The organism is Streptomyces luteosporeus (assembly GCF_039532865.1).
Classification (GTDB): Bacteria; Actinomycetota; Actinomycetes; order Streptomycetales; family Streptomycetaceae; genus Streptomyces; species Streptomyces luteosporeus.
Window position 1 is genome coordinate 13,695 of the sequence record NZ_BAAASL010000034.1, and the last position, 20,443, is coordinate 34,137.

A 20,443-nucleotide genomic window follows, 5' to 3' on the forward strand; every position below is an offset into this window, starting at 1 on the left:
GAGTAGTACCCCGTTCACGTGAACGGTCCTGTTCACTTGTTGCAGGCGGATGAACAGTGTCTGCCTCGTCGCACTCGTCGCTTTCGTCAGGAAGGTCCATGGAGTTTCTTTTCATCCTGCTCGCCGTCGTGATCGTCTGCGGGTTCCTGGTCGTCCCGGCGGCGCGCCGCCGCCGGGCCCTGCAGGACGCCGCGGCCGGTGCCGGAGCGGCCGTCGACCCGTACGGCGCGTACGGCTTCGTCCCGCCCGAGCGCCTGGACCTGCGGCTGCCCGGCCCCGACGACGACCTGCTGGCGGCCGTGGGCGAGGCGCGGCGCACCCAGGACTGGAAGCCGGCGGCCGACCTGCTCTCCCGCACCCCCGCCGGCAGCGCCGACGAGCTGCGCTGGCAGCGGGTGCAGACCCTGGCGGGCGCGGCGGCGCAGGAGCTGGCCGAGTCGCCGGGCACGGGCGGCGTGTGGCTGCGGCACTGGCGCGTGGTGGCCCCCGAGGACGCCGGCGGGGCCGCGGTGCAGGCGGAGTTCCTGGTGCAGCAGGCCCTGCGCAACCCCTCCTCCCAGGACTACCGCATGATCCTGGAGGAGGCCCGTACGGTGTGCGCCGAGGCCGCCCGCCTGGCGCCCGACGACGTCGTGCCGCACATCGTGGCCCTGAACGTGGCCCGCGGCCTGGGGGCGAGCGAGGCGGAGTTCCAGTCCCTGTGGGAGACCGTCGTCTCGCGCGCCCCGGGCCACATGGGCGCCCACCTGGCGGCACTGCGCTACTGGAGCGCCTCCTGGCACGGCTCCCAGGACCGGGCCGAGGACTTCGCCCGCCGCGCGGCCGCCGGGGCCGGCGAGGGCAGCCTGCTGCCGGCACTGCCGCTGTTCGCGGTCCACGACCACCTGCCCGACGTGCAGCTGGTGCGCAGCCTGTTCCAGAGCGCGGTGATCACCGACGCCATCGAGGCGGCGCAGTTCGCGGTGCTGCACGCCCCCCAGGACCACCCGGTGCTGCCGCACGTCCGCCACCTGCTGGCGTGGTTCCTGGTGCGCGCCGAGCGCTACGGCGAGGCACTGGAGCAGCTGCAGAAGGTCGACGGCCACATCGGCGCCATTCCCTGGACGTACGAGCAGGACCCGGTCGCCGCGTACACGGCCTTCCGCGCCATGGCGGTGGCGGGCGCCCAGCGCGGCTGACGGCGGCGCCGGCGCGGGGCGGGAAGAGGCGGGGCGGGGCGCGGCGGGGCGCGTTCGCCCTCCGCGCGCCCCGGGCCGCCGGCCGGGGCCGGAATCCCGGCGGCGGCTCGTACGTTGTCCCGGACGGACCGCCGAAGCGAGGAGCCCGATGATGTCCACCGACCGCACCGCCCCCGGCCACCCCCTCCAGGAACGCCACACCGTTCTGGACACCCCCCTGGCCGGCCCCTACCCCGAGGGCCTGGAGACGGCCGACTTCGGCCTGGGCTGCTTCTGGGGTGCGGAGCGCAAGTTCTGGCAGACGCCGGGCGTGTGGACGACCCTGGTCGGCTACCAGGGCGGCCGCACGCCGTACCCCACGTACGAGGAGGTGTGCAGCGGCCTGACCGGCCACGCCGAGGTCGTCCGCGTCGTCTTCGACCCCTCGGTCGTCTCGTACGAGTCGCTGCTGAAGCTCTTCTGGGAGTCCCACGACCCCACCCAGGGCAACCGCCAGGGCAACGACGTCGGCACCCAGTACCGCTCCGTGGTCTTCACCCACTCCCCCGCCCAGCAGTCGGCGGCGGAGGCCTCGCGCGACGCCTACCAGAAGGTGCTCACGACGGCCGGCTACGGCCCCATCACCACGACGATCGCCCCGGCGCCGCCCTTCCACTATGCGGAGCCGTACCACCAGCAGTACTTGTCGCCGGCCAAGAACCCCAACGGCTACTGCGGCATCGGCGGCACGGGGGTCAGCTGCCCGGTGGGGGTGGCGAAGGCGGAGGGCTGAGCACCGCCTTCACCGGTCGCACCGGAGGGGCTCAGCTCGCCAGGTGGAAGCCGGCGCCGACGCCGCCGTTGGCGTCCATCTCGGCGATGATGTCCAGGATCGCCGAACTGTGCTGGGCGCCCCATGCGTTGCCGACCAGCGTCTGGCCGCTGACCACGGGGGAGCCGGAGTCGCCGCCGTTGGTCCAGATCAGGTGGGTGAACCAGATGTCGTGGGTGCCCAGCTTGATGCCGCAGGTCAGGCCCGTGCGGTGGCCCTGCTTGCACATGCGGGTGCCGTTGGGCGGCGGGGCGCCGATCGAGGAGATGGTCACGCCTCCGACGGTGGCGGTGGGGGCGACCCGCGTCTCGTCCAGCTTGATGACGGCGTAGTCGAGGCCCTTGGGGCCGGTGTTCAGCAGGTTGTTGGGCGTGCTGACGTAGGTCACGGTGCCGATGGCGCCCGTCTCCAGGTCGGGGCGGCTGGCGTTGAGGTCGGCGGGGGCGGTGGCGGTGCCGGCGGGAGAGGTGTCGCGGTAGACCTTCTCGCCGACGAGCTTGTTGCCCTTCTCGTCGATGAAGCAGTGGGCGTTGGTCAGACCGACCAGGTTGCCGGCGTTGTCCCGGCCGACGGCGGTGAGGGTGCAGACGTAGAAGCTCTGCCGGTCCTCCGGGGACGGGGTGATCCGGAAGATGATGCCGGTGCCGCCGCCGATGGGCGTCAGCGCTCTGGTGGAGGCGGCCGGGGCCGCAGCGGGTGCGGCGGTCGCGGCCGGGGCCGCGGTGAGGGTCAGGCCCGCCGTGAGGACGGCGGCGAGGCCGAGGGCGCGTAACGCACGCAGCATGTGATCACTCCTGTACGGACTGAAGTCGAACCGGACACGCACATCGAAGAGCACGAACGCGTGTTTGTCACCACTTGCAAGTGACGTTGCGTCAACTTCTAACGTCATCCGTGCGGCCGGAAGGACCGGCCGGCGATGGAAACGGAAGGGGCGGGCCGGTCATGGCCTGGTCGACGGCGGACGTGGTCCGGATGTCCAAAGTGACCTCACGGACACTGCGGCACTACGACGAGATCGGCCTGCTGCCACCCGCATGGACCGGCAGCAACGGGCACCGCTACTACACGGAGACGGAGCTGCTGCGCCTGCAACAGATCTTGCTGATGCGGGAGTTGGGCGTAGGGCTGCGGGAGATCCGCGCCGTACTGGACAGCCGGGCCGACCAGGTGGACGTGCTCCGCGAGCACCGCGCCCGGCTGGTGGCCGAGCAGGAGCGCCTCGCGACGCTCGCCCGCACCGTCGACCGCACCATCGCCGAACTGGGAGGAAGCAGGGACAACGACATGGTGCACATCAACAGGCCGGAAAACCTCTTCGAGGGCTTCGAGCCCTCCGAGCACGACGCCGAGATGCAGGCCGAGGTACGGGAGCGGTGGCCGCAGGCGTGGGAGCAGTCCCGGCGGGCCGTCGAGGCGATGACCCCCGAGGACGCCGAGCGCTGGCAGCGCGAGGCGACGGCGCAGATGATCCGCATGGCGGAGTTCATGGCCGCCGGCACCCCGGCCGCCGACGCGGCGGTGCAGGCCGAGGTGGACGCCCACTACCGGGGCGTGTGCCGCTTCTGGACCCCGAACGCGGAGGCGTACAAGGGCCTGGCCGCGACGTACGCCGACGACCCGCAGTTCCGCGCCAACTTCGACAAGATCGCTGAGGGGCTCGCCGCCTACCAGCAGGAGGCGATGACGGTCTACGCCGAGGCGCGACTGCGGTAGGGGGACCGCGAGGGGTCGGATGCCGCGGCTCAGGGACAGCTGTCGATTCGCACCGAGCCGATGTCGATGGGCGGTACGAAGAACGCCTCACCCGTAGCCTGCGCGAGGACCGTGCCGGTGCAGTCGGCGCCGCTGAAGACGGTGAAGTCGGCCTTGCCGGTGCTGTTGCCGGCGGCGATGTCGTCGACACCCGTCCGCAGGGAGGGATTGACGCAGCTGCCTGCCGTCAGTCCGCTGCGGAAACCGGACGTGCCATGCGACTGGACGCGCAATGTGCACGTGCCGGCAGGCGCCGCGGCGGTTGCCGTACCGACGACAAGGGTCAGGGTGAGGGCGGCGATGGACGTGAGCGTGCGTACTGATCGACGACACAGCGGCATGACGGCCTCCCAAACGGCAGTGGAGCGTGGAGCCTCAGGGACAGGTGTCCATCTTCACGGACCGGAAATGCAACGGCTGCCCGGGAGGGGAGAAACGCCGGAAGCCGTTACCGAGGGCCACGGGGTCACCCGTGCAGTCGGGGGACGGATAGAAGCTCCACTCGGCGGACCGTGGGGTGGAATCCACCCACTCCGCACCGTCGGCGCCGGTGGTGTGGCAGGAACCGGCAGCCATCCCCGGCGAGATCCAGGTGACACCACCCGCGAACCACCTCACCTCGCAGGTGGCGGCCGCGGACGAGGGCAGGAGCGACAGGGCGAGGGCCAGGAGCGCTGAGCCTCCTACGACAACACCACGGGACACGTACCGTCTGATGACGACCTCCTGGGACGAACAGCGCGTCAATCCAGGGCATTCAGTTGCCACCTGAATCCTTCTGCACGTGCACGGCCCAGGCAATCACCCGCGAGAGTGAGGACATGAGGACGGGCTCGGGGGCCGGGGCTTAACCCCGGGTGCGGGTCTCCGTCCGTGGGCTGGTGCGGGTCAGAACTTTGGCCGGCTACGAGGGGAGGGGTGGGGGGCGCGCCTTTGTCGCCGGGCTGCGGGTGGGTGGGGTGCTGGTCGCCGTACTCGCGCCGTCGCGGGGTGGGGGTGCGTGAGGAGATCGCGCTCTTGGTTCGTGGCTGAGGGGGAGCCGGCTGCTGCCGCGATGTGGCTCGGGCCGGTGGAGACGCTCCGCTCGATTCACCGGTGATGTGGCTGGGCGTCCGGCTGCAGACCGTGGCGGGCGACGCGACCGCACCGGCGAGACAGCGGAAGCACTCGGTTCCGGCCCGGGTATTCGCTTCGAATCGCGGACACGTCGGGCCGAGGGAACCTCTGGGGCCCCCTCGGCCCGACGATCACGTAAGGTGCACTGCTCTCAGAGCAGGTTGGCCACGTGGTGGATCACGCCTCCGGCGAAGGCGTAGAGCCCGGCCGCGAACCAACCCAAGAGCTGACCGACAAAGGGCAAGATCATCGCTGCACTCCTGTCATATGGGCCGCTCATCATCACGGCCTGGCGGCCGGATCAACGACGCCCCGTCCGGGCGGACACGTTCTCGGCGGACCAGCCGCCGTAGGGCACGGTGATGAGTTCCATGGCGTGACCGGCCGGGTCCATGAACACCATGCGTCCCCTGAGTCATGCAACCGCACGCGCATGAAAGCGCGTTGAGCGAACGTTCACCTTCCGAAGATGCGCGGCCGGGAGTCTTCGCGTGGTGGCAGGAGTGCCACCACAACGAGCAGGGCGGGGGTACGCCTCGTCCTCGAAGACCAGGAGACACGCATGCGTCGTCCGAAGACAGTCAAGACCGCGGCCGTGGCGGCCCTGACCGTGGGCCTGGCCGCCCTCGCGACCGTCGGCAGCGCCAGCGCCGCCCCCGTCACCACGTACGCCGCCAGAAGCACCGTCATCAACCTCGAAAACCGGACGGGCTGCGACCTCTACCGCACCAATCAGTCCCTCGACCACGGGATCTGGACGGTCGAGGTGCCCCAGCTCGTGCGCGACGGGGAGAAGCTCGACTGGGCCTCGGAGAGCAACGGGTTCATGACCGGGACGGAAGGTCGCGCCACCTTCCAGACCGGTAACTGCGGGAACCCGTCGCTCAACTACAAGGAGATCGAGCTGCACTGGGACAACCCGTACGTCGGCTCCAACCAGTACAGCGAGCGAGGTAACGCCTTCTTATTCGTGCGCGAGGGCGGCTCGGGCAACAACGCGAACGTGACCTGGAGGATCTGGGGCCGGTAACCCACACGGCACGGAGCCCGCGCCCCCGAGCTTCCGGGTGCGGGTCTCCGTCCGTGGGCTGGTGCGGGTCAGAACTTTGGCTCATTACCAGCCGACGTGCTGCACACGACGACGCTACAAATAGTCACCCTCGTTCCATTTGGTATATAGCGGGCACAGTCCCCTTGTCGGCTGTTTTTGGCGTCGAGGCCCGGGGGGAAGGCCGGATGGTGACTTGGGGGGCCGTGCTGGAGCGTGCGGCATATGTCGTTTTCGGCTACACGCTTCTGTACAACGTTCCGCTCATCGTGACCGGCATCGTGGTGGTCCGCAGGTCCGGCAGCTCGCTGCGGTCCCGTACCAGGCTGAGCGCCGGCGCTGTCACCGCGCTCCCGGCGGGGTGGATCGTTTTTGCAATGGTGCCCTGCCTGAACGAGGAGAAGGTCATCGGCCCCACCGTGCGCAACCTGCTCGACGACCAGCCGGGCGTGCGCGTCGTGGTCATCGATGACGGCAGTGACGATGCGACCGCGCAGACCGCCGTCATGGCCGGTGAAGGGCGTGTCACCTTGGTTCGCCGGTCCTTGCCCGCTGCGCGGCAGGGCAAGGGTGCCGCCCTCAATGCCGGATTGTCCGTCGTGCGCCGGCAGGTCGGGGTGGAAGGCCTTGATCCGGGCCGGGTGCTGGTGTGCGTCATGGACGCCGACGGACGGATGTCCCCTGGCGCAGCCGCTCGGGTCGTCTCCCTCTTCGACGATCGAGAAGTCGGCGGTGCCCAGCTGGTCGTCAGCATCCGAGGGCGAAGCCACTGGGCGCTGCGCATCCAGGATTTCGAGTTCTGGGGCCTGAGCGCGCTGACTCAGCTGGGCCGGATCGCCACCTGCACCGTGAGCATGGCGGGCAACGCCCAGTTCGCCCGGCTCTCCGCCCTCGACAGCGTCGGTCCCGAGCCGTGGTCGGCCTCGCTGACCGAGGACCTGGACCTGGGGATCAGTCTCGCGGCCCGGGGCTGGAAGGTGGTCTCCTGCACGGGTGCGTTCGTTTCACAGCAGGGGCTGACCGATCCACGCCGCTTGCTGCGGCAGCGCACCCGCTGGGCCCAGGGCCACATGAGCGCGATCACCCGCCTGCCCGAACTCTGGAAGCCAGGGGCCATCGGGTTCGCCGGGCGGCTGGAGCTCACCGGCTATCTGCTCGTTCCCTACCTGATCACGCTGCCCTACTCCGTGATCCAGCAGCTCCTCCTCCTGCGCCTCCTGGAGGGCCCCGGGCCGGTACCCGGATCGCCCTGGCTGAGTGCTCTGACCTGCTACGTCATGACCTTCGCAGCCCACCTGGCCTGGGCGGTGGTCTACTGGCGCCGTGCGGAGGACCTCCCCCTGTGGAGGGCGATCGTCTGCGCTCATCTGCTGATGCCGTGGCTCTATGTCAGTTTCATCGCCTGCTGGCGCGCCATCTACCGCATCGCCACCGGCCGCCACGGGTGGAGCAAGACCGACCGCGCCGACGAACGAACTGCCGACGGTCACGCTTGACGTCCCCTCCCACCGGTGAAGGTTCCTGCTGTCACCACGGACGGTCCGCAGCCGGACGCCCGGCCACGTACCCACCGGAAACGAGCGGAGCGTCTCCACCGGCCCGAGCCACATCGCGGCAGCAGCCGGCTCCCCCTCAGCCACGAACCAAGAGCGCGATCTCCTCACGCACCCCCACCCCGCGACGGCACGAGAACGGCGACCAGCACCCCACCGGCCCGCAGCCCGGCGACAAAGGCACGCCCCCCACCCCTCCCCTCGTAGCCGGCCAAAGCTCTGACCCGCACCAGCCCACGGACGGGCACCCGCACCCGCTCGCTTAAAGTGCTTGAGGCCCCGCTCGTGCCCGCCCCCAAGGAGCAGCAACCGTGATCGACCAGGACCGGACCCAGGCGTCCATATCCCTGCAGCAGGAGATCGCCCGGGATCTCCAGGTGAGCGCGTCCTTCGACGCGCAGCAGGAGGTCGAGCGCCGGGTGGCCTTCCTTGCCGAGCAGCTGATCTCCTCGGGGCTGCGTTCCCTGGTGCTGGGCATCAGCGGCGGGGTGGACTCCACCACCGCGGGGCGGCTGTGCCAGCTCGCCGTCGAGCGGGTGCGGGCCACCGGCCGTGAGGCGACGTTCTTCGCGATGCGGCTGCCGTACGGGGTGCAGGCCGACGAGAAGGACGCGCAGCTGGCGCTCGAGTTCATCCGGGCCGACCGCGTCCTGACGGTGGACGTGAAGCCCGCCAGCGATGCCGCGCTGGAGGCGGCTGTGGCCGCCGGTACGGTCTTCCGTGACGCGCACCACCAGGACTTCGTGCACGGCAACATCAAGGCCCGGCAGCGCATGATCGCGCAGTACGCGGTTGCGGGTGCGCACGACGGTCTGGTCGTGGGTACGGACCACGCGGCCGAAGCGGTGTCCGGTTTCTTCACGAAGTTCGGCGACGGTGCGGCGGACGTGGTTCCGCTCACGGGCCTGACGAAGCGGCGCGTACGGGCCGTGTCGCGCGTCCTGGGCGCGCCCGCGTCGCTGACCGAGAAGACCCCTACCGCCGACCTGGAGACGCTGGATCCGGGGAAGCCGGACGAGGTGGCGCTGGGCGTCACGTACGACGACATCGACGACTTCCTGGAGGGGGCGCCGGTCGCCGAGGCCGCGTTCGAGGCCATCGTCCGCCGCTACCGGCTCACCGAGCACAAGCGGCAGCTGCCGATCGCTCCCTGAGCCGGCGCCGCGGGCGCCGTCGGCACCGCATTCGCTCCTGCGATCGAGCGGTCTGCGCCGTCCTCGACTTGGCGACATCCGGTGCTGCGTCGAGGCCGGACGTCCGCTGATGGTGGTGGAGGACGCCCGGTGGCGGTTCGCCGCCGGGGAAGTGGACCGAGCGAGAGGAACGTTCGCGCATGCCTCCGATCCCGGTGAAGCCTGGCATCTACAAGATCCACGCCCACATCATCGGTCCGACCAGCCTGCTGACGGCGACCGAGTTCGCGGTCAAGCACGGTGCCCCCGTCATCACCGACCGCCTCAACCCGCTCCCGATCGAACAGGAGTGGATCATCGAGCCCGCCGAGCCGGTGCCCGGGGCGCCGTACGTGATCCACCTCGCCCAGCACGAGGCGGCGGGGCTGGTGATCGCCGACGACAAGCTGTTCGTGAACAGCGTCCAGCGCTCCGAGTGGGCGAAGTTCACGTTCGAGCGGGTCATCGGCGGCGTCAAGATCCTCTCGGACAAGGGCCTCGCCCTGCGCGCCGGGCACCGGGGCGCGCAGATCGAGATCGTGCCGCCCAAGCCCGAGTTCCAGGAGACGTGGACGCTGGAGTTCGTGAGCCCGATCGAAGCGGAGTAGAGCACCCGGCCCACGGGCGGCGGTCACCCGACCGCCGCCTTCTGCCGTACGTCCGCCCGTCTACTCCATGCGGTGGGTGATCCTCCGTCCCGCGTCCGTCGGTGGTGCACCACGGGCCGCTGGCCCGGGCCGCCCGGACCGCACAGCTGATCGGTGAGCACCTGGAGGGCGCCGTCGTCCGGGCCGACGAGGCCGCCGGCGACTACGTGCCGTACTTCCCGGGCCGGCAGGAGCTGCCGGCCGACTCGGCTGGCTCGTACGGGATGCCCTGGACGCCCCCGCGTGGCGCTGGCTGGGCCTGAACCACGGCAACGCCGCGTTGACCGTCATCCATTACGCGCCGGGGCGGCCGTCCTGCGTCGTGATGTTCAACGACACGGGTCATCTGCCCGCCTAGCTGCGGCGGTCAGAGTTCGTCGTGGCCCCAGTCGCCGCCCCTGGTCAGGCCGGGGCGGCCGAGGGACAGCCGTACGTAGCGCCGGACCTGGTCGGTGCCGTTGACGTTGCCGATCGAGGGGATGCGGACCGGGGTGGTCTGCAGGCGGGCGGAGGAGCGCTGCCAGTTCTCCGAGAGCGCGGCCCAGGCGTTCTCCAGCTCCTGTTGCTGCTGCGGCAGGTGCTGGACGCCCCAGGTTCCCATGGCCGCGCGGAACGTGCCCTCGACGTCGTTGAACCGCGCGGCCTCCGACAGCATCTGGATCATCAGGCTGAGCGAACGGGCCGTGTTCTCGCGCTGGCTGCCGCTGCTGGGATTGTCGGCGGTCGCCAGCTGCACGATCGACGCGCGGATGTCGTTCCAGCTGATCGGCATGTTCTCGCGACCGCGGTTGGCCGTTCCGCTGAGCGAGTTGTAATTGGATCCGAAGTTCAGCGTGCGGACGTCGGTGTTGACGCCGGGGGCGGGCGTGGTGGTCTCCGCCATGCGGGTGCGCAGGGCGCCGTTGATGTCGTTGAACTGGTAGGTGATGCCGTTCTCGTTGGAGAAGCCCCACACATAGAGGTTGGCGGGGTTGATCCAGAAGCTTGCCTCGCGCCGGACGTGGCGGTCGTCCGGCGCCCCCAGGGTGACCCTGATCAGCCCGAAGTCCTCCAGCTGCGTCTCCATCCCGTTGGGCCCCGCCGCCGCGGCGCGGAGGCTGGCGAGGAAGTTCGAGTAGTCGATGCGCTGGCGCTCGCCGGCCCCGTCGTCCGACAGGTTCATGTAGACGTGCGACAGGTGACGCCAGTCCGTGCGCGCCTCCGCCGTACCGGTGGACGCGACGGTGCCGGTGACGGTGACCGCGAGGCCGAGGCCGGTCATGAGGAGGGAACGGGCGAGCCGGGACGTACGCATGGTGATGTCATTCCTTCGGTGAAGCGCGGGACGCGGGGCGCGGGGGCGCTCGGTCACAGGCAACGTATTGCCGTGGTCGGTGGCGCGAGCGTTCTCTGCGTGCACCCTTCTGTTCCCGCAGCGCACAGCCGGCCCGGCCGGCCCGGCCGGCCCGGCCGGCCCTGCCCGCGTTCGCCCCCCTGCTACCCCCGCCGCGTCCGTTCCGCGATCCAGCCCGTCATCGCGCGCACGCCCGTACCGATGGCGCGCTCGTCCGGGGTGAAGTCGGGGTAGTGCGGGTAGGCGGTGGTGACCGGGGCGCCGGGGGTGCGGACGCCGAGGAAGGTGTACGTGCCGGGGACGCGGTCGAGGTAGAGGGCGAAGTCCTCGCCGTTGAAGGGGAAGGCGGCGTGGAGTTCGGTGACCGACTGCCGGCCGAGGGTGCCGCGCAGGTGGCGGGCGAGGGCGCGGGCCTCGGGCTCCGGGCAGACCATGGCCGGGAAGGGCGCGGCGGGGAAGGTGACGGAGGCCCCCGCACAGGCGCCAGCCAGGCGGCGGATCTCCTCGCGGATCCCGACGTACCGTTCCTGCGGCCAGCAGCGGAAGGACACCCGGACGGTGGCCTCCTCGGCCCTGGCCCGGACGGCCACGAAACGGGCGAGGGGGCCGTCCGGGGTCCGGACGTCGGCGACCATCTTCTCCAGCTCGGCCGGCGTCTGCGGCGGGGTCACGGTGGCGAGCGCGGCGATGTCGGCGGCCAGGCGGCGGGCGGCGCCGGCAGCCGCCCCGGCCACGCCTGCCAGTCGTATCTCGGCGCGGTCCTGGCCGGGCAGCCCGTAGCCGGGCGTCACCGCGAACTGCCCGACCGGGAAGGGCCCGCAGTGCAGGGCGTGGATCTCCTCGACGCCGTGCCGTTCCAGCACTCCCGCGTCCAGCAGGGCGCGGGCCCCGGCCAGGGCCTCCTCCGCGGGCTGGAAGAGGAAGACGACGCTTCCGCTCAGCTCGTGGCCGTGGCCGTGTCGGGACCGCTGCCGCGCCAGGGCCTCAGCGACGCCGACGGCCACCGTGGTGTGGATGTCGTGGCCGCAGAGGTGGGCGGCGGCCGTGCCCCCGCCGACGATGTCCTGCGGGGGTACGGCGTCCATGTCCGCGCGGTACGCGACCGTGCGGCCCGGCCGGGTGCCGTGCAGGACGGCGACGACGCCGTGGCCGCCCACGTCCGTGGTGACGGCCAGCCCGGCCGCCCGCAGGCGGCCGGCCACCACCGCGGCGGTACGCGCCTCCCGGCCCGGCGCCTCGGGGTGGGCGTGCAGGTCGCGCCGCAGCGCTGTCAGGTCGGGTACGGATACGGGTACGGGAGGAGGCGCCGCGGCGGCCCGTCCCGCGCCGCCCCACACGATTCCCGCCGCGGCCGCCACCGCGCCGCCCAGCACCGTACGACGGTTCACCGTCTTCATGGCCGTTTCCCCCTGATCCCGGAAGTCGATCTCTTCCGTAGATCCTCGGGGTCGGAGGCTCCGGCGCCCATCCGGTGAACCGCCGTCCAGGGGGTGGGGACAACCCCCTGCCGGTACTGCTTTCAGTCCTCCACGAGGCGCTGTTCGATGACGCAGCCCGGGCCGGGGAAGATCAGCGACTCGCGACCGTCCGTGAAGCGCACCAGGTACGGCGGTTGGCCTTCCGGCCCCCGCACCTCGACGATCTCACCGCTCTGCTCCCCCATCCCCACGTTGCGGCCATGGATCCGGATCCGGTCACCGTTCGTCGCGCGCATTGCCACTCAACCACCCTTCTGGAACCGACCGGATGGTGACTCCCCCGGCACCACCTCCGGTATTCCACCAGCACTCCAATTCGCCCACCCGGCCCAGGAGGTCAACAGGCCATTCAGGACGCGTCTTCTTTTGAGTGACATTCCGTCGGTGCACGAGGCCGAGCCGGTAGCCGTTGTGGCATGACCAAACGTTTCCTCGGGGGCAGGGGCCGGGCCCGTGTCATCGCCACAGCGACCTTGTGCCTGGCCGCCGCCCTTGTCTCCCCCGCGACGGCCACTCCCGCCACGTCCCCCGCCGCCGCCCGGTTCGACCTGCCCGAGCCGCCCTCCGCGGACGTCGCCCGCGACGAGCTCGCCGAGCTCGACGTCGAGGCCCCGCACTCCATGACCGGCTACAGCCGGGCCAAGTTCCCGCACTGGGCCATCCAGCAGGGGCAGTGCGACACCCGCGAGACGGTCCTGGCCCGCGACGGCAGGGACGTCCGCACCGACGCACAGTGCCGGGCGGTCGCCGGCACCTGGGTCAGCCCGTACGACGGGAAGCAGTTCGCCGTCGCCGGGCAGCTCGACATCGACCACGTCGTCCCGCTCGCCAACGCCTGGCGCAGCGGCGCCGACAAGTGGGACACCCCGCGGCGCAAGCGGTTCGCGAACGACCTGGACAGCCCCCAGCTCGTTGCGGTCTCCGCCGCCTCGAACCGCCAGAAGGGCGACCAGAGCCCGGACCAGTGGAAGCCGCCACTGAAGTCCTACTGGTGCACGTACGCCCGGGCCTGGACGCACGTGAAGCACACGTACGGCCTGAACGTCACCAAGCCCGAGCAGGAGGCCCTCGTCGACATGCTCGACACCTGTGGCAGCTGATCGCGTCACCCGCGCCCCTGACGGGGAACCGTGGCGCTCCGCGACCTACGCGCCCCCGCGCGCCAGGCGGGCGGCGTCGGCGGCGGCGGTGCCGCGTTCCCAGCCGTCCAGGTCGCGGCCCCGCAGCCGGAACGACGTCGTCTCCGGGAAGAGGCGGCCCGCCGTTTCGCCGACGGCGACGTCGCGGGCGGCGAGGACGGGGAGTACTTCGGGGCGGGCCTCCTGGACGGCGACGTCGCGGACGGCCGCCGCGAGGCGGTCGCCGATGCGGCCCGCGTAGGCGATCAGGAAGGACTCGCGGAAGTCGCGGGTGCGGCGGGCGCGGCCGCGGGCGTGGTGGCGGTCGGCCTCGCGGTTCATGGCGGTGGTGGCCTGCACCAGCAGGGAGGTGTAGAGGAGTTCGACGAGTTCGAGGTCGGCGTCGAAGCCGACGACGGTGGAGAAGCCGTACTCGCTCGACCACACCGCCTGGCAGTGGTTGGCGGCGGCCACCGCGTCGAGGAGCAGTGCCTTCGCCGACTCGTACGGACCGTCGATGCCGATGCGGCAGGCGCCGGGGCCGTCGTCCGCCGTGGCGGAGGTGCCGGCGGCCAGCAGGGCCTCGTCGATCGAGTGGCGCGCCATGAGCTCCTGCGCCTTGGCGGACAGTGCCTCCGCCTCCTCGGGGAACTGCGTCGACTCGGCCTTGGCCAGCAGGGCCCGTACGCGGCCGAGCATGCGCGGCGGGACGACGGCGGCGCCGGTGCCGGTGCCGGGGCGGGGGCGGCCGGCGTGGCCGGGCAGGGGGCCGACGGCGCCGATGCGGGGCAGTCCGTCGATCAGGCGCAGGGTGCCGAGCGCGCAGGCGGCGGTCTCGAAGCGGCTCAGCCGCTCGCGGCGCGCGAAGCCGTCGAGGAAGGTGTCGTCGGTGTCCCACCACACGGGTTCGGTGTGCTCCTCCAGCTGGGCGGACCAGCGGGCGCCGAGGGTGTCGGGCGCGTAGCGCCGGGCCTCGGCGGCGACGAGGTCGACGGCGAAGCGCACGTCGGTGGCGGTCAGTTCGCGCCGTACGACGCGCAGGACGTCGGCGGGCTGCCAGCCGTGCTCCCAGCAGCGGCGCAGGGTGGCCGAGGCGTGCCGGACGACGGCGGCGCTGACGGCCTCGTAGCCGGCGGGGGCGGCCGCGAGGACGGACGCGGCCGCGTACACCGCGTCGTCGAGCGCGTCCCCGCGGACCGTGCGCAGTCCCCGTACGGCGGCCGCGACGGTCTCCAGGGGCGACTCGGTGCTGTGCACGGGGTTCTCCGGTTTCTCCTTGTGGGGCAGGAGATTCCATTTTCTCGCACGCGCGGACGAGCGGCCGAAATCATGTGCCGCACCCCTCTGCCTCAGTCGCGCACCCGCTGCACCAGCTCGCAGGGCCGGCACCACCACAGCCGCCCGTTGGCGTCGACCTCGCTGCCGCCGCACACCGGGCACTCGGGCCCGGCGACGATCGCCGCCGCGTACTTCTGGCCCCGGCCGGCCTGCCGGGCCAGCTCCCGGCACTCGGTGGCGTAGCAGTGCAGGCACAGCCAGCTGCGCACCCCGGCGAGCTTGATGGGCCGCACCTCGCACTTGGGGCAGGCCGCCTGGCCCAGCGGCACCCGCTCGGGCGGCAGCTCGGCGGCGTAGGTCTGCGCCGGGAACAGGCTCATGCGAGCACCGTGCCCGTACCGCCGCAGGAACTGCACGAGGTCGTCACGCGGCCCCCGTCGTACGCCTCCCACACGACGCTGCCCTCGCCCCCGCAGTCGTCGCACTCCTTCTCCGGCGGCAACCCCTGGCCGCTGCTCATACGGCTCTCCCGCTCTCCCGAACCCCGACACGCGCTCGCGGTGTGCGCTCAAGCGTCCCACGCACCGCACGCACGCGCGCCTGTTACGCCCAAGTCACGAGGGGCCCTGCGGGTACGGTGGTGCGGACCGACTTCGACCCACCGGAGGTCATCGTGAGTGCGCATCCCGACGGCCCGTACGGGCCGTTGATCCCGATGCCGGAGCTGACGCCGGAGGCCTTGCGGACCGCTGTCGCCCGGATCGCACCGAGCCGCATTCCCGCGCTCACGCAGCACCTCTTCGAGGCGACCACGCACGCCCAGCAGAGCCAGAACCTGGCCCCCCTGCGGGCGTTCGTCCACTCCTGGGCGGTCTTCGTCGCCATCGAACGGCACCCCCAGCGCGCCGCCCGCCTGCGTGAACTGGAACGCCTGGTGAACGAGGGGACGCAGGACCCGGTAGAAGCCATTGCCGAGATCAGGCGGATCCACGAAGCCGCAGAAGCCGAGGCCGACCCGCCGGCCGGCGCGGCCTGATCGGCCGGTGGTGCCCCAAGGGCCCTCCCGGCGTGCCGGGAGGGCCCTTGGGGTGGTGGTGCGGGGTCGGTCAGGCGCCGGTGGCGCTGCCGGCGACCCACTGCTGCCAGTCCATGTTCCAGCCGTTGAGGCCGTTGTCCGGGGAGATGGTCTTGTCGTCGGAGTTCTTCACCTCGACGACGTCGCCGATGATCGACTGGCTGTAGAACCAGGCGCCCGGGGTGTTGGGGTCGTCGGCGCCCTGCTTGTCCTCCAGGCCGATGCAGCCGTGGCTGGTGTTGGTGACGCCGAAGACGCCGCCGCCCCAGTAGTTGCCGTGGATGAACGTGCCGGAGGTGGACAGCCGCATGGCGTGCGGGACGTCCTTGATGTCGTACTCGCCCTTGCCGTCGGACTTGGAGAAGCCGACGGTGGAGCCGTCCATGCGGGTCTCGACGAACTTCTCGGAGATGACCATCTTGCCGTTGTAGGTCGGGTTCTTCGCGCTGCCGGCCGAGATCGGGATGGTCTTGATCACCTGGCCGTCGCGCGTGACGGTCATCTTGTGGGTCTTGGCGTCGACGGTCGAGATCTGGCTGCGGCCGATCTTGAAGTTGATGGTCTTCTTCTGGACGCCCTTGATGCCCGGGGCGCCCTCGACGCCGTCGAGATCCATCTTCAGGGTGACGTCCGAACCGGCCTTCCAGTACTCCTGCGGGCGGAAGTCCAGGCGCTGGTCGTTGAACCAGTGGCCCACGACCTGCTGGCCGCTGCTGCTGGTGACCTGCACGTGGGACTGGACGGACTTGCGGTCCTTGATGGGCTTGTTGAAGTTGATCGACACGGGCATGCCCACGCCGACCGTCTGGCCGTCCTCCGGCGTGAAGGAGCCGATGAAGCTGTTCTGGGGCGAGACCGTGGAGAAGGAGGAGTTCTCCGTGGCCTTGCGGCCCTTGGAGTCCTTGGCCTCGGCCACGACCTTGTACTTGGTCGAGCGCTCCAGCTGGGCGTTCGGCTTCCAGGACTTCTTGTCCGAGGAGATCGTCCCCTCGACGGGGGTGCCCTTCTCCGTCGTCATCTTGACGCTCGTGAGCTCGCCGTCACTGACGGTGACCTTCACGGCCTCGGGCGTGATGCCGGCGTCGGTGACACCGCTCTTGGGCGTGATCGTGATCTGCGCCTTGGAGGCCTCCTTGGCGGCCGCGGCATCGATCTGGCCCTGCGACGCCCCCTTGCCGTCGCCCCCGCCCTTGGCGTCGTCACCGCCGTCGCCATTGCACGCGGCCAGAGTCAGTACACCGCCGAGCACAGCGGCCGCGGCCGCCAGGCCCTTGCGGCGCTTGCCGTACGTCATCACACGCTTCTCCATTGCTCCTGGACCCCGGAATCCCCCGAGCCGGTCGTGGGGCTCATGGGGCTACACGTATCCCGGCTACTACTCAGGGAACGCCTGTGGAGCCCCAGCCGTTCCAGCGCTCGGCCATGTGTGGGGAAGACCACGCCAGTAAAGCCCCTCGGGGGGAGGTCGGTGCAACCCGGGTCTTGACAAACGCGGCAGGGACGGATGGGGGAATACGGGGCCGATGGCGCACGCGGCTTTCCCGGCGGGCGCGGTCTCACTAACATCCTGTCAGCGCCCGCCGATCGGCCCGGCCGATCCCCCGTCAATCTCCGCCGCGCCCAGGGAGATTTTTCGTGACCGCACGCCGTCCGCTGATCACCGCCGTCGTCGCCGGTACGGTGCTGAGCGCCCTGTGGTTCGTACCGACCGCGGACGCCACGCCCGAGCCGGCCGCTCCGCGGAGCGTGCAGGAGGCGCCGGGGGCGGTTCTCGCCGACACGGGTGGCGTGGACACCACGCCGTACGTCATCGGCGGTCTTGCGTTCGTCACGGCGGGTGGTGCGCTGGTCACGACGGCTGTACGAGCGTCCCGCCGCCCCGGGGCGCACAGCGCCCCGTAGGGGCGCGGGGAACTGCGCGACCAGCCACTGACGGCCCGCAGCCGACGCGCCACCCTGGCCTCCGGGCGCAGCACAGCACCTCGCCTGCGGGCGCGTCGTGGCTGATCGCGCAGTTCCCCGCGCCCCTGTGGGGCGCCGGAAGGAGCGTCAGGCGAGCGGTCCCGTCACCGGTTCGACGGAGGCGACCAGGGCGCCGCTGCGGACGAAGGCCTCGGCCGCCGCGAGGTCGGGGGCGAGGAAGCGGTCCTCGCCCGGGCCCTCGACGCCCGCGGCCCGCGCGGCCTGCACGACGGCGCGTGCGGCGGGGGCGGCCGCGGACAGCCCGCGCAGTTCGACGGCCCGCGTGGCCGCGACCAGTTCCACCGCCACGACCTTGGTCAGCGCGTCGATCGCCGTGCGCAGCTTGCGCGCCGCCGACCAGCCCATGGAGACGTGGTCCTCCTGCATGGCGGAGGAGGGGATGGAGTCCACCGAGGCCGGTACGGCGAGCCGCTTGAGCTCGCTGACCAGGGCGGCCTGCGTGTACTGGGCGATCATCAGGCCGGAGTCGACGCCGGCGTCGCCGGCGAGGAAGGCCGGCAGTCCGTGGGAGCGGTTCTTGTCGAGCAGCCGGTCGGTGCGGCGCTCGGCGATGGAGGCCAGGTCGGCGGCGGCGATGGCGAGGAAGTCCAGGACGTACGCGACGGGGGCGCCGTGGAAGTTGCCGTTGGACTCCACCCGGCCGTCGGGCAGGACGACGGGGTTGTCGACGGCGGCGGCGAGCTCGCGGTCGGCCACGAGCCGGGCGTGCGCCAGCGTGTCGCGGCCCGCGCCGGCGACCTGGGGCGCGCAGCGCACCGAGTACGCGTCCTGCACGCGCGGCGCCTCGTCCTGGTGGTGGCCGGTGAGGCCGGAGCCGTCGAGCACCCGCAGCATGTTGGCGGCGCTGGCCGACTGGCCGGGGTGCGGGCGGATGGCGTGCAGTTCGGGGGCGAGCACCTTCTCCGAGCCGAGCAGCGCCTCCAGCGACAGGGCGGCGGTGATGTCGGCGGAGGTGAACAGGCGCGCGAGGTCGGAGCAGGCCATGACGAGCATGCCGAGCATGCCGTCGGTGCCGTTGAGGAGGGCGAGGCCCTCCTTCTCGCGCAGGACGACCGGCTCGATGCCGTGCTCGGCCAGCAGGTGGGCGGCCGGGAGCAGGGTGCCGTCGGGGCCCTCGGCGTCGCCCTCGCCCATCAGGGTGAGCGCGCAGTGCGAGAGCGGGGCGAGGTCGCCGGAGCAGCCGAGGGAGCCGTACTCGTGGACGGCTGGGGTGATGCCGGCGTTCAGGATCGCGGCCATGGTCTCGACGACGACCGGCCGCACGCCGGTGTGGCCCGAGGCGAGGGTCTTCAGCCGCAGGAACATCAGGGCCCGCACCACTTCGCGCTCGACGCGCGGGCCCATGCCGGCGGCGTGCGAGCGCACGATGTTGCGCTGGAGCTGGGTACGGAGGTCGGGGCTGATGTGCCGGACGGCGAGGGCGCCGAAGCCGGTGGAGACGCCGTAGACGGGGTCGGGCTTGGCCGCGAGGTCGTCGATGACCTGCCGCGAGCGCGCCACGGCCGCGAGGGCCTCTTCCGAGACGACGACGCGGGCACCCCCGCGGGCCACGGCGAGCACGTCCTCGGCGGTCGTGCCGGACGTCCCCACCACCACAGTGTGCATATCCATATTCAGGCACCCTAGAGACTGAATCGCTAGCTGTCACTAGTCGTCCGGGTGGCAACCATTCCGGTACGCCGCGCACACGGAGGGCGACCGGCTCAGTCCCGGGCGCCGCGGCCGCGGAAGCGGCGGCGCTCGCCGGCCTGCGGGCGCTCCGGCGGCCGGTTCGCCAGCCGCACCACCGGGTCCTCCCGGCCCGGGCCGCCGCCCTCGCGGCCGGCGACGACCGGCTTGAGCGCGCGGGCGGCCTTCGCCCGGTACTGCGCCGCGTCCGCCAGGCGGAACAGCCGGCGCGCCGAGCGGACGGGCCCGATGGGGTCGCCGGTGGAGGCGACGCCGCAGGCGACCCCCTCCCCCAGCTCCAACTCCCCGGCCCGGCGGCACAGTTCGTCCGCCACCCGGACGACCTCGTCCGCCGTCGGGCCCACCGCCAGCAGACAGAACTCGTCCCCGCCCAGCCGGGCCGCCAGCGCCCCCGGCAGCTTGGCGCCGCACAGCGAGAGCACGGAGCCGAACCGCTCCAGGAGCCGGTCGCCCACCGCGTGCCCGAGGGTGTCGTTGACGCGCTTGAGGCCGTTGAGGTCGCACACCATGAGGCTGACCACCGTGCCGTCGCGCTGGTGCCGCTCGACGGCCTCGTCCAGCCGCGCGTCCACGGCCCGGCGGTTGGCCAGGCCGGTGAGGGGGTCGGTGAAGGCCAGCCGCCGCACCTCCTCCAGCCGCTCGTTCTGCGCTATGCCGGAGGCCGCGACGGCCGCGAGGACGGTCGCGAAGTCGGCGTCGGCCGGGCCGAAGACCGGCGCCCGCACCGACCGCGCCACGTACAGCTCGCCCCAGGCGCGGCCGTGCAGCACGATCGGCGCGACGACGCAGGAGCCGCGGCCGCGCCGGCGCAGGGCGGCGACCCGCTGGGAGGGCGGCCCGGCCTCCTCCTCGGCGCGGGCGGTCTCCACCCAGGCGTGCGGCTGGCCGCCCAGCCAGTTCTCGTGCAGGAACTCGGCGATCTCCGGGAAGACGTCGACGGGGTACGACTCGTCGCGGGGGAAACGTTCCTCCCCCTCGGCGAGCTCACCGGCGTTGGCCAGGACCCGCAGCCGTCCCCGCTCCCGCTCCCACACCGACACGGCCGCGAACGTGCCGCCCAGCGCGCGGCGGGCGCCCTCGGCCGCGGCCTCCACGCTCTCCAGGGGGGTGGGGGCCGCCGCCATCGCCTGCGCCAGCTCCACCACGGCGCGCAGGCGGTCGTCGAACTCCCCGGCACCAGCCACCCGAGCCTCACATTCCGTGCACGTG

At 71.9% G+C, this 20,443-nt stretch carries 21 protein-coding genes and 1 pseudogene; 11 read left to right on the top strand and 11 right to left on the bottom strand.

Translation table 11 applies throughout. The features are described from left to right. Nucleotides 1-98 precede the first annotated feature (98 nt). On the top strand, nucleotides 99-1,178 hold the full coding sequence (locus ABD361_RS29540; RefSeq protein ID WP_344439932.1) for a hypothetical protein: 1,080 nt from the start codon (nucleotides 99-101) through the stop codon (nucleotides 1,176-1,178). 148 nt (nucleotides 1,179-1,326) lie between these two features. Beyond that, nucleotides 1,327-1,950, top strand: coding sequence for a peptide-methionine (S)-S-oxide reductase MsrA (gene msrA / locus ABD361_RS29545; protein WP_344439934.1), 624 nt, complete (start codon nucleotides 1,327-1,329; stop codon nucleotides 1,948-1,950). Nucleotides 1,951-1,981: 31 nt separating this feature from the next. Here the strand turns inward: msrA and ABD361_RS29550 are convergent, their stop codons facing one another. Next, nucleotides 1,982-2,773 carry a trypsin-like peptidase domain-containing protein gene (locus ABD361_RS29550; protein ID WP_344439936.1) on the bottom strand — a complete coding sequence of 264 codons (792 nt, stop codon included), beginning with the start codon at nucleotides 2,771-2,773 and terminating at the stop codon, nucleotides 1,982-1,984. A gap of 161 nt (nucleotides 2,774-2,934) precedes the next feature. Between ABD361_RS29550 and ABD361_RS29555 the strand changes: the two genes are divergently transcribed. After that, complete coding sequence (locus tag ABD361_RS29555; protein WP_344439938.1) at nucleotides 2,935-3,705, top strand: MerR family transcriptional regulator; 771 nt, start codon at nucleotides 2,935-2,937, stop codon at nucleotides 3,703-3,705. 29 nt (nucleotides 3,706-3,734) lie between these two features. On the opposite strand, the gene ABD361_RS29560 is transcribed toward ABD361_RS29555, so the two are convergent. Beyond that, a complete protein-coding gene (locus ABD361_RS29560; RefSeq protein WP_344439940.1) occupies nucleotides 3,735-4,085 on the bottom strand; it encodes a hypothetical protein in 351 nt (116 codons plus the stop codon). 1,337 nt (nucleotides 4,086-5,422) lie between these two features. Between ABD361_RS29560 and ABD361_RS29565 the strand changes: the two genes are divergently transcribed. From ABD361_RS29565 to ABD361_RS29585, 5 genes and pseudogenes are all read left to right on the top strand, one after another. Then, nucleotides 5,423-5,890: a hypothetical protein gene (locus tag ABD361_RS29565; RefSeq protein WP_344439942.1), complete on the top strand. Its 468-nt coding sequence runs from the start codon at nucleotides 5,423-5,425 to the stop codon at nucleotides 5,888-5,890. Between the two features lie 224 nt (nucleotides 5,891-6,114). Next, a complete protein-coding gene (locus tag ABD361_RS29570) occupies nucleotides 6,115-7,404 on the top strand; it encodes a glycosyltransferase family 2 protein (protein WP_344439944.1) in 1,290 nt (429 codons plus the stop codon). Between the two features lie 371 nt (nucleotides 7,405-7,775). Continuing rightward, nucleotides 7,776-8,615: an ammonia-dependent NAD(+) synthetase gene (gene nadE / locus ABD361_RS29575; protein WP_344439981.1), complete on the top strand. Its 840-nt coding sequence runs from the start codon at nucleotides 7,776-7,778 to the stop codon at nucleotides 8,613-8,615. 179 nt (nucleotides 8,616-8,794) lie between these two features. Then, entirely contained in the window at nucleotides 8,795-9,241 is a 447-nt protein-coding gene (locus ABD361_RS29580) for a hypothetical protein (RefSeq protein WP_344439946.1), read from the top strand. A 98-nt stretch (nucleotides 9,242-9,339) separates the two neighbouring features. Continuing rightward, a pseudogene (locus ABD361_RS29585) lies at nucleotides 9,340-9,638 on the top strand (histidine phosphatase family protein); the annotation flags it as partial. Nucleotides 9,639-9,647: 9 nt separating this feature from the next. Here ABD361_RS29585 and ABD361_RS29590 read toward each other — a convergent pair. The 3 genes from ABD361_RS29590 to ABD361_RS29600 form a co-directional block, all read right to left on the bottom strand. Then, nucleotides 9,648-10,574, bottom strand: a complete 927-nt coding sequence (locus ABD361_RS29590; protein WP_344439947.1) for a ribosome-inactivating family protein — start codon at nucleotides 10,572-10,574, stop codon at nucleotides 9,648-9,650. Between the two features lie 182 nt (nucleotides 10,575-10,756). Continuing rightward, on the bottom strand, nucleotides 10,757-12,010 hold the full coding sequence (locus ABD361_RS29595) for a M20 metallopeptidase family protein (protein ID WP_344439949.1): 1,254 nt from the start codon (nucleotides 12,008-12,010) through the stop codon (nucleotides 10,757-10,759). 122 nt (nucleotides 12,011-12,132) lie between these two features. Continuing rightward, nucleotides 12,133-12,327, bottom strand: a complete 195-nt coding sequence (locus ABD361_RS29600; RefSeq protein ID WP_344439951.1) for a DUF1918 domain-containing protein — start codon at nucleotides 12,325-12,327, stop codon at nucleotides 12,133-12,135. Nucleotides 12,328-12,507: 180 nt separating this feature from the next. On the opposite strand from ABD361_RS29600, the gene ABD361_RS29605 reads away from it, so the two are divergent. Further along, nucleotides 12,508-13,191: an HNH endonuclease family protein gene (locus tag ABD361_RS29605; RefSeq protein WP_344439953.1), complete on the top strand. Its 684-nt coding sequence runs from the start codon at nucleotides 12,508-12,510 to the stop codon at nucleotides 13,189-13,191. A gap of 45 nt (nucleotides 13,192-13,236) precedes the next feature. Here ABD361_RS29605 and ABD361_RS29610 read toward each other — a convergent pair whose 3' ends face one another. From ABD361_RS29610 to ABD361_RS29620, 3 genes are all read right to left on the bottom strand, one after another. Continuing rightward, complete coding sequence (locus ABD361_RS29610; RefSeq protein WP_425583363.1) at nucleotides 13,237-14,466, bottom strand: DUF2786 domain-containing protein; 1,230 nt, start codon at nucleotides 14,464-14,466, stop codon at nucleotides 13,237-13,239. 92 nt (nucleotides 14,467-14,558) lie between these two features. Further along, nucleotides 14,559-14,867 (bottom strand): hypothetical protein, encoded by a 309-nt coding sequence (locus ABD361_RS29615; protein WP_344439955.1) that lies wholly within the window; start codon nucleotides 14,865-14,867, stop codon nucleotides 14,559-14,561. Then, complete coding sequence (locus ABD361_RS29620) at nucleotides 14,864-15,007, bottom strand: hypothetical protein (RefSeq protein ID WP_344439956.1); 144 nt, start codon at nucleotides 15,005-15,007, stop codon at nucleotides 14,864-14,866. The genes ABD361_RS29615 and ABD361_RS29620 overlap by 4 nt, the downstream gene beginning before the upstream one ends. 153 nt (nucleotides 15,008-15,160) lie before the next feature. Between ABD361_RS29620 and ABD361_RS29625 the strand changes: the two genes are divergently transcribed. Then, a complete protein-coding gene (locus ABD361_RS29625; RefSeq protein WP_344439985.1) occupies nucleotides 15,161-15,523 on the top strand; it encodes a hypothetical protein in 363 nt (120 codons plus the stop codon). Nucleotides 15,524-15,593: 70 nt separating this feature from the next. On the opposite strand, the gene ABD361_RS29630 is transcribed toward ABD361_RS29625, so the two are convergent. Continuing rightward, nucleotides 15,594-16,871 (bottom strand): L,D-transpeptidase, encoded by a 1,278-nt coding sequence (locus ABD361_RS29630; protein WP_344439958.1) that lies wholly within the window; start codon nucleotides 16,869-16,871, stop codon nucleotides 15,594-15,596. A 326-nt stretch (nucleotides 16,872-17,197) separates the two neighbouring features. On the opposite strand from ABD361_RS29630, the gene ABD361_RS29635 reads away from it, so the two are divergent. Continuing rightward, entirely contained in the window at nucleotides 17,198-17,464 is a 267-nt protein-coding gene (locus ABD361_RS29635) for a hypothetical protein (protein WP_344439959.1), read from the top strand. A gap of 147 nt (nucleotides 17,465-17,611) precedes the next feature. Here the strand turns inward: ABD361_RS29635 and hutH are convergent, their stop codons facing one another. Both hutH and ABD361_RS29645 read right to left on the bottom strand, forming a co-directional pair. Beyond that, complete coding sequence (gene hutH, locus ABD361_RS29640; RefSeq protein ID WP_344439987.1) at nucleotides 17,612-19,150, bottom strand: histidine ammonia-lyase; 1,539 nt, start codon at nucleotides 19,148-19,150, stop codon at nucleotides 17,612-17,614. Nucleotides 19,151-19,248: 98 nt separating this feature from the next. Next, a complete protein-coding gene (locus tag ABD361_RS29645) occupies nucleotides 19,249-20,358 on the bottom strand; it encodes a diguanylate cyclase domain-containing protein (protein WP_344439989.1) in 1,110 nt (369 codons plus the stop codon). Between the last annotated feature and the right edge of the window lie 85 nt (nucleotides 20,359-20,443).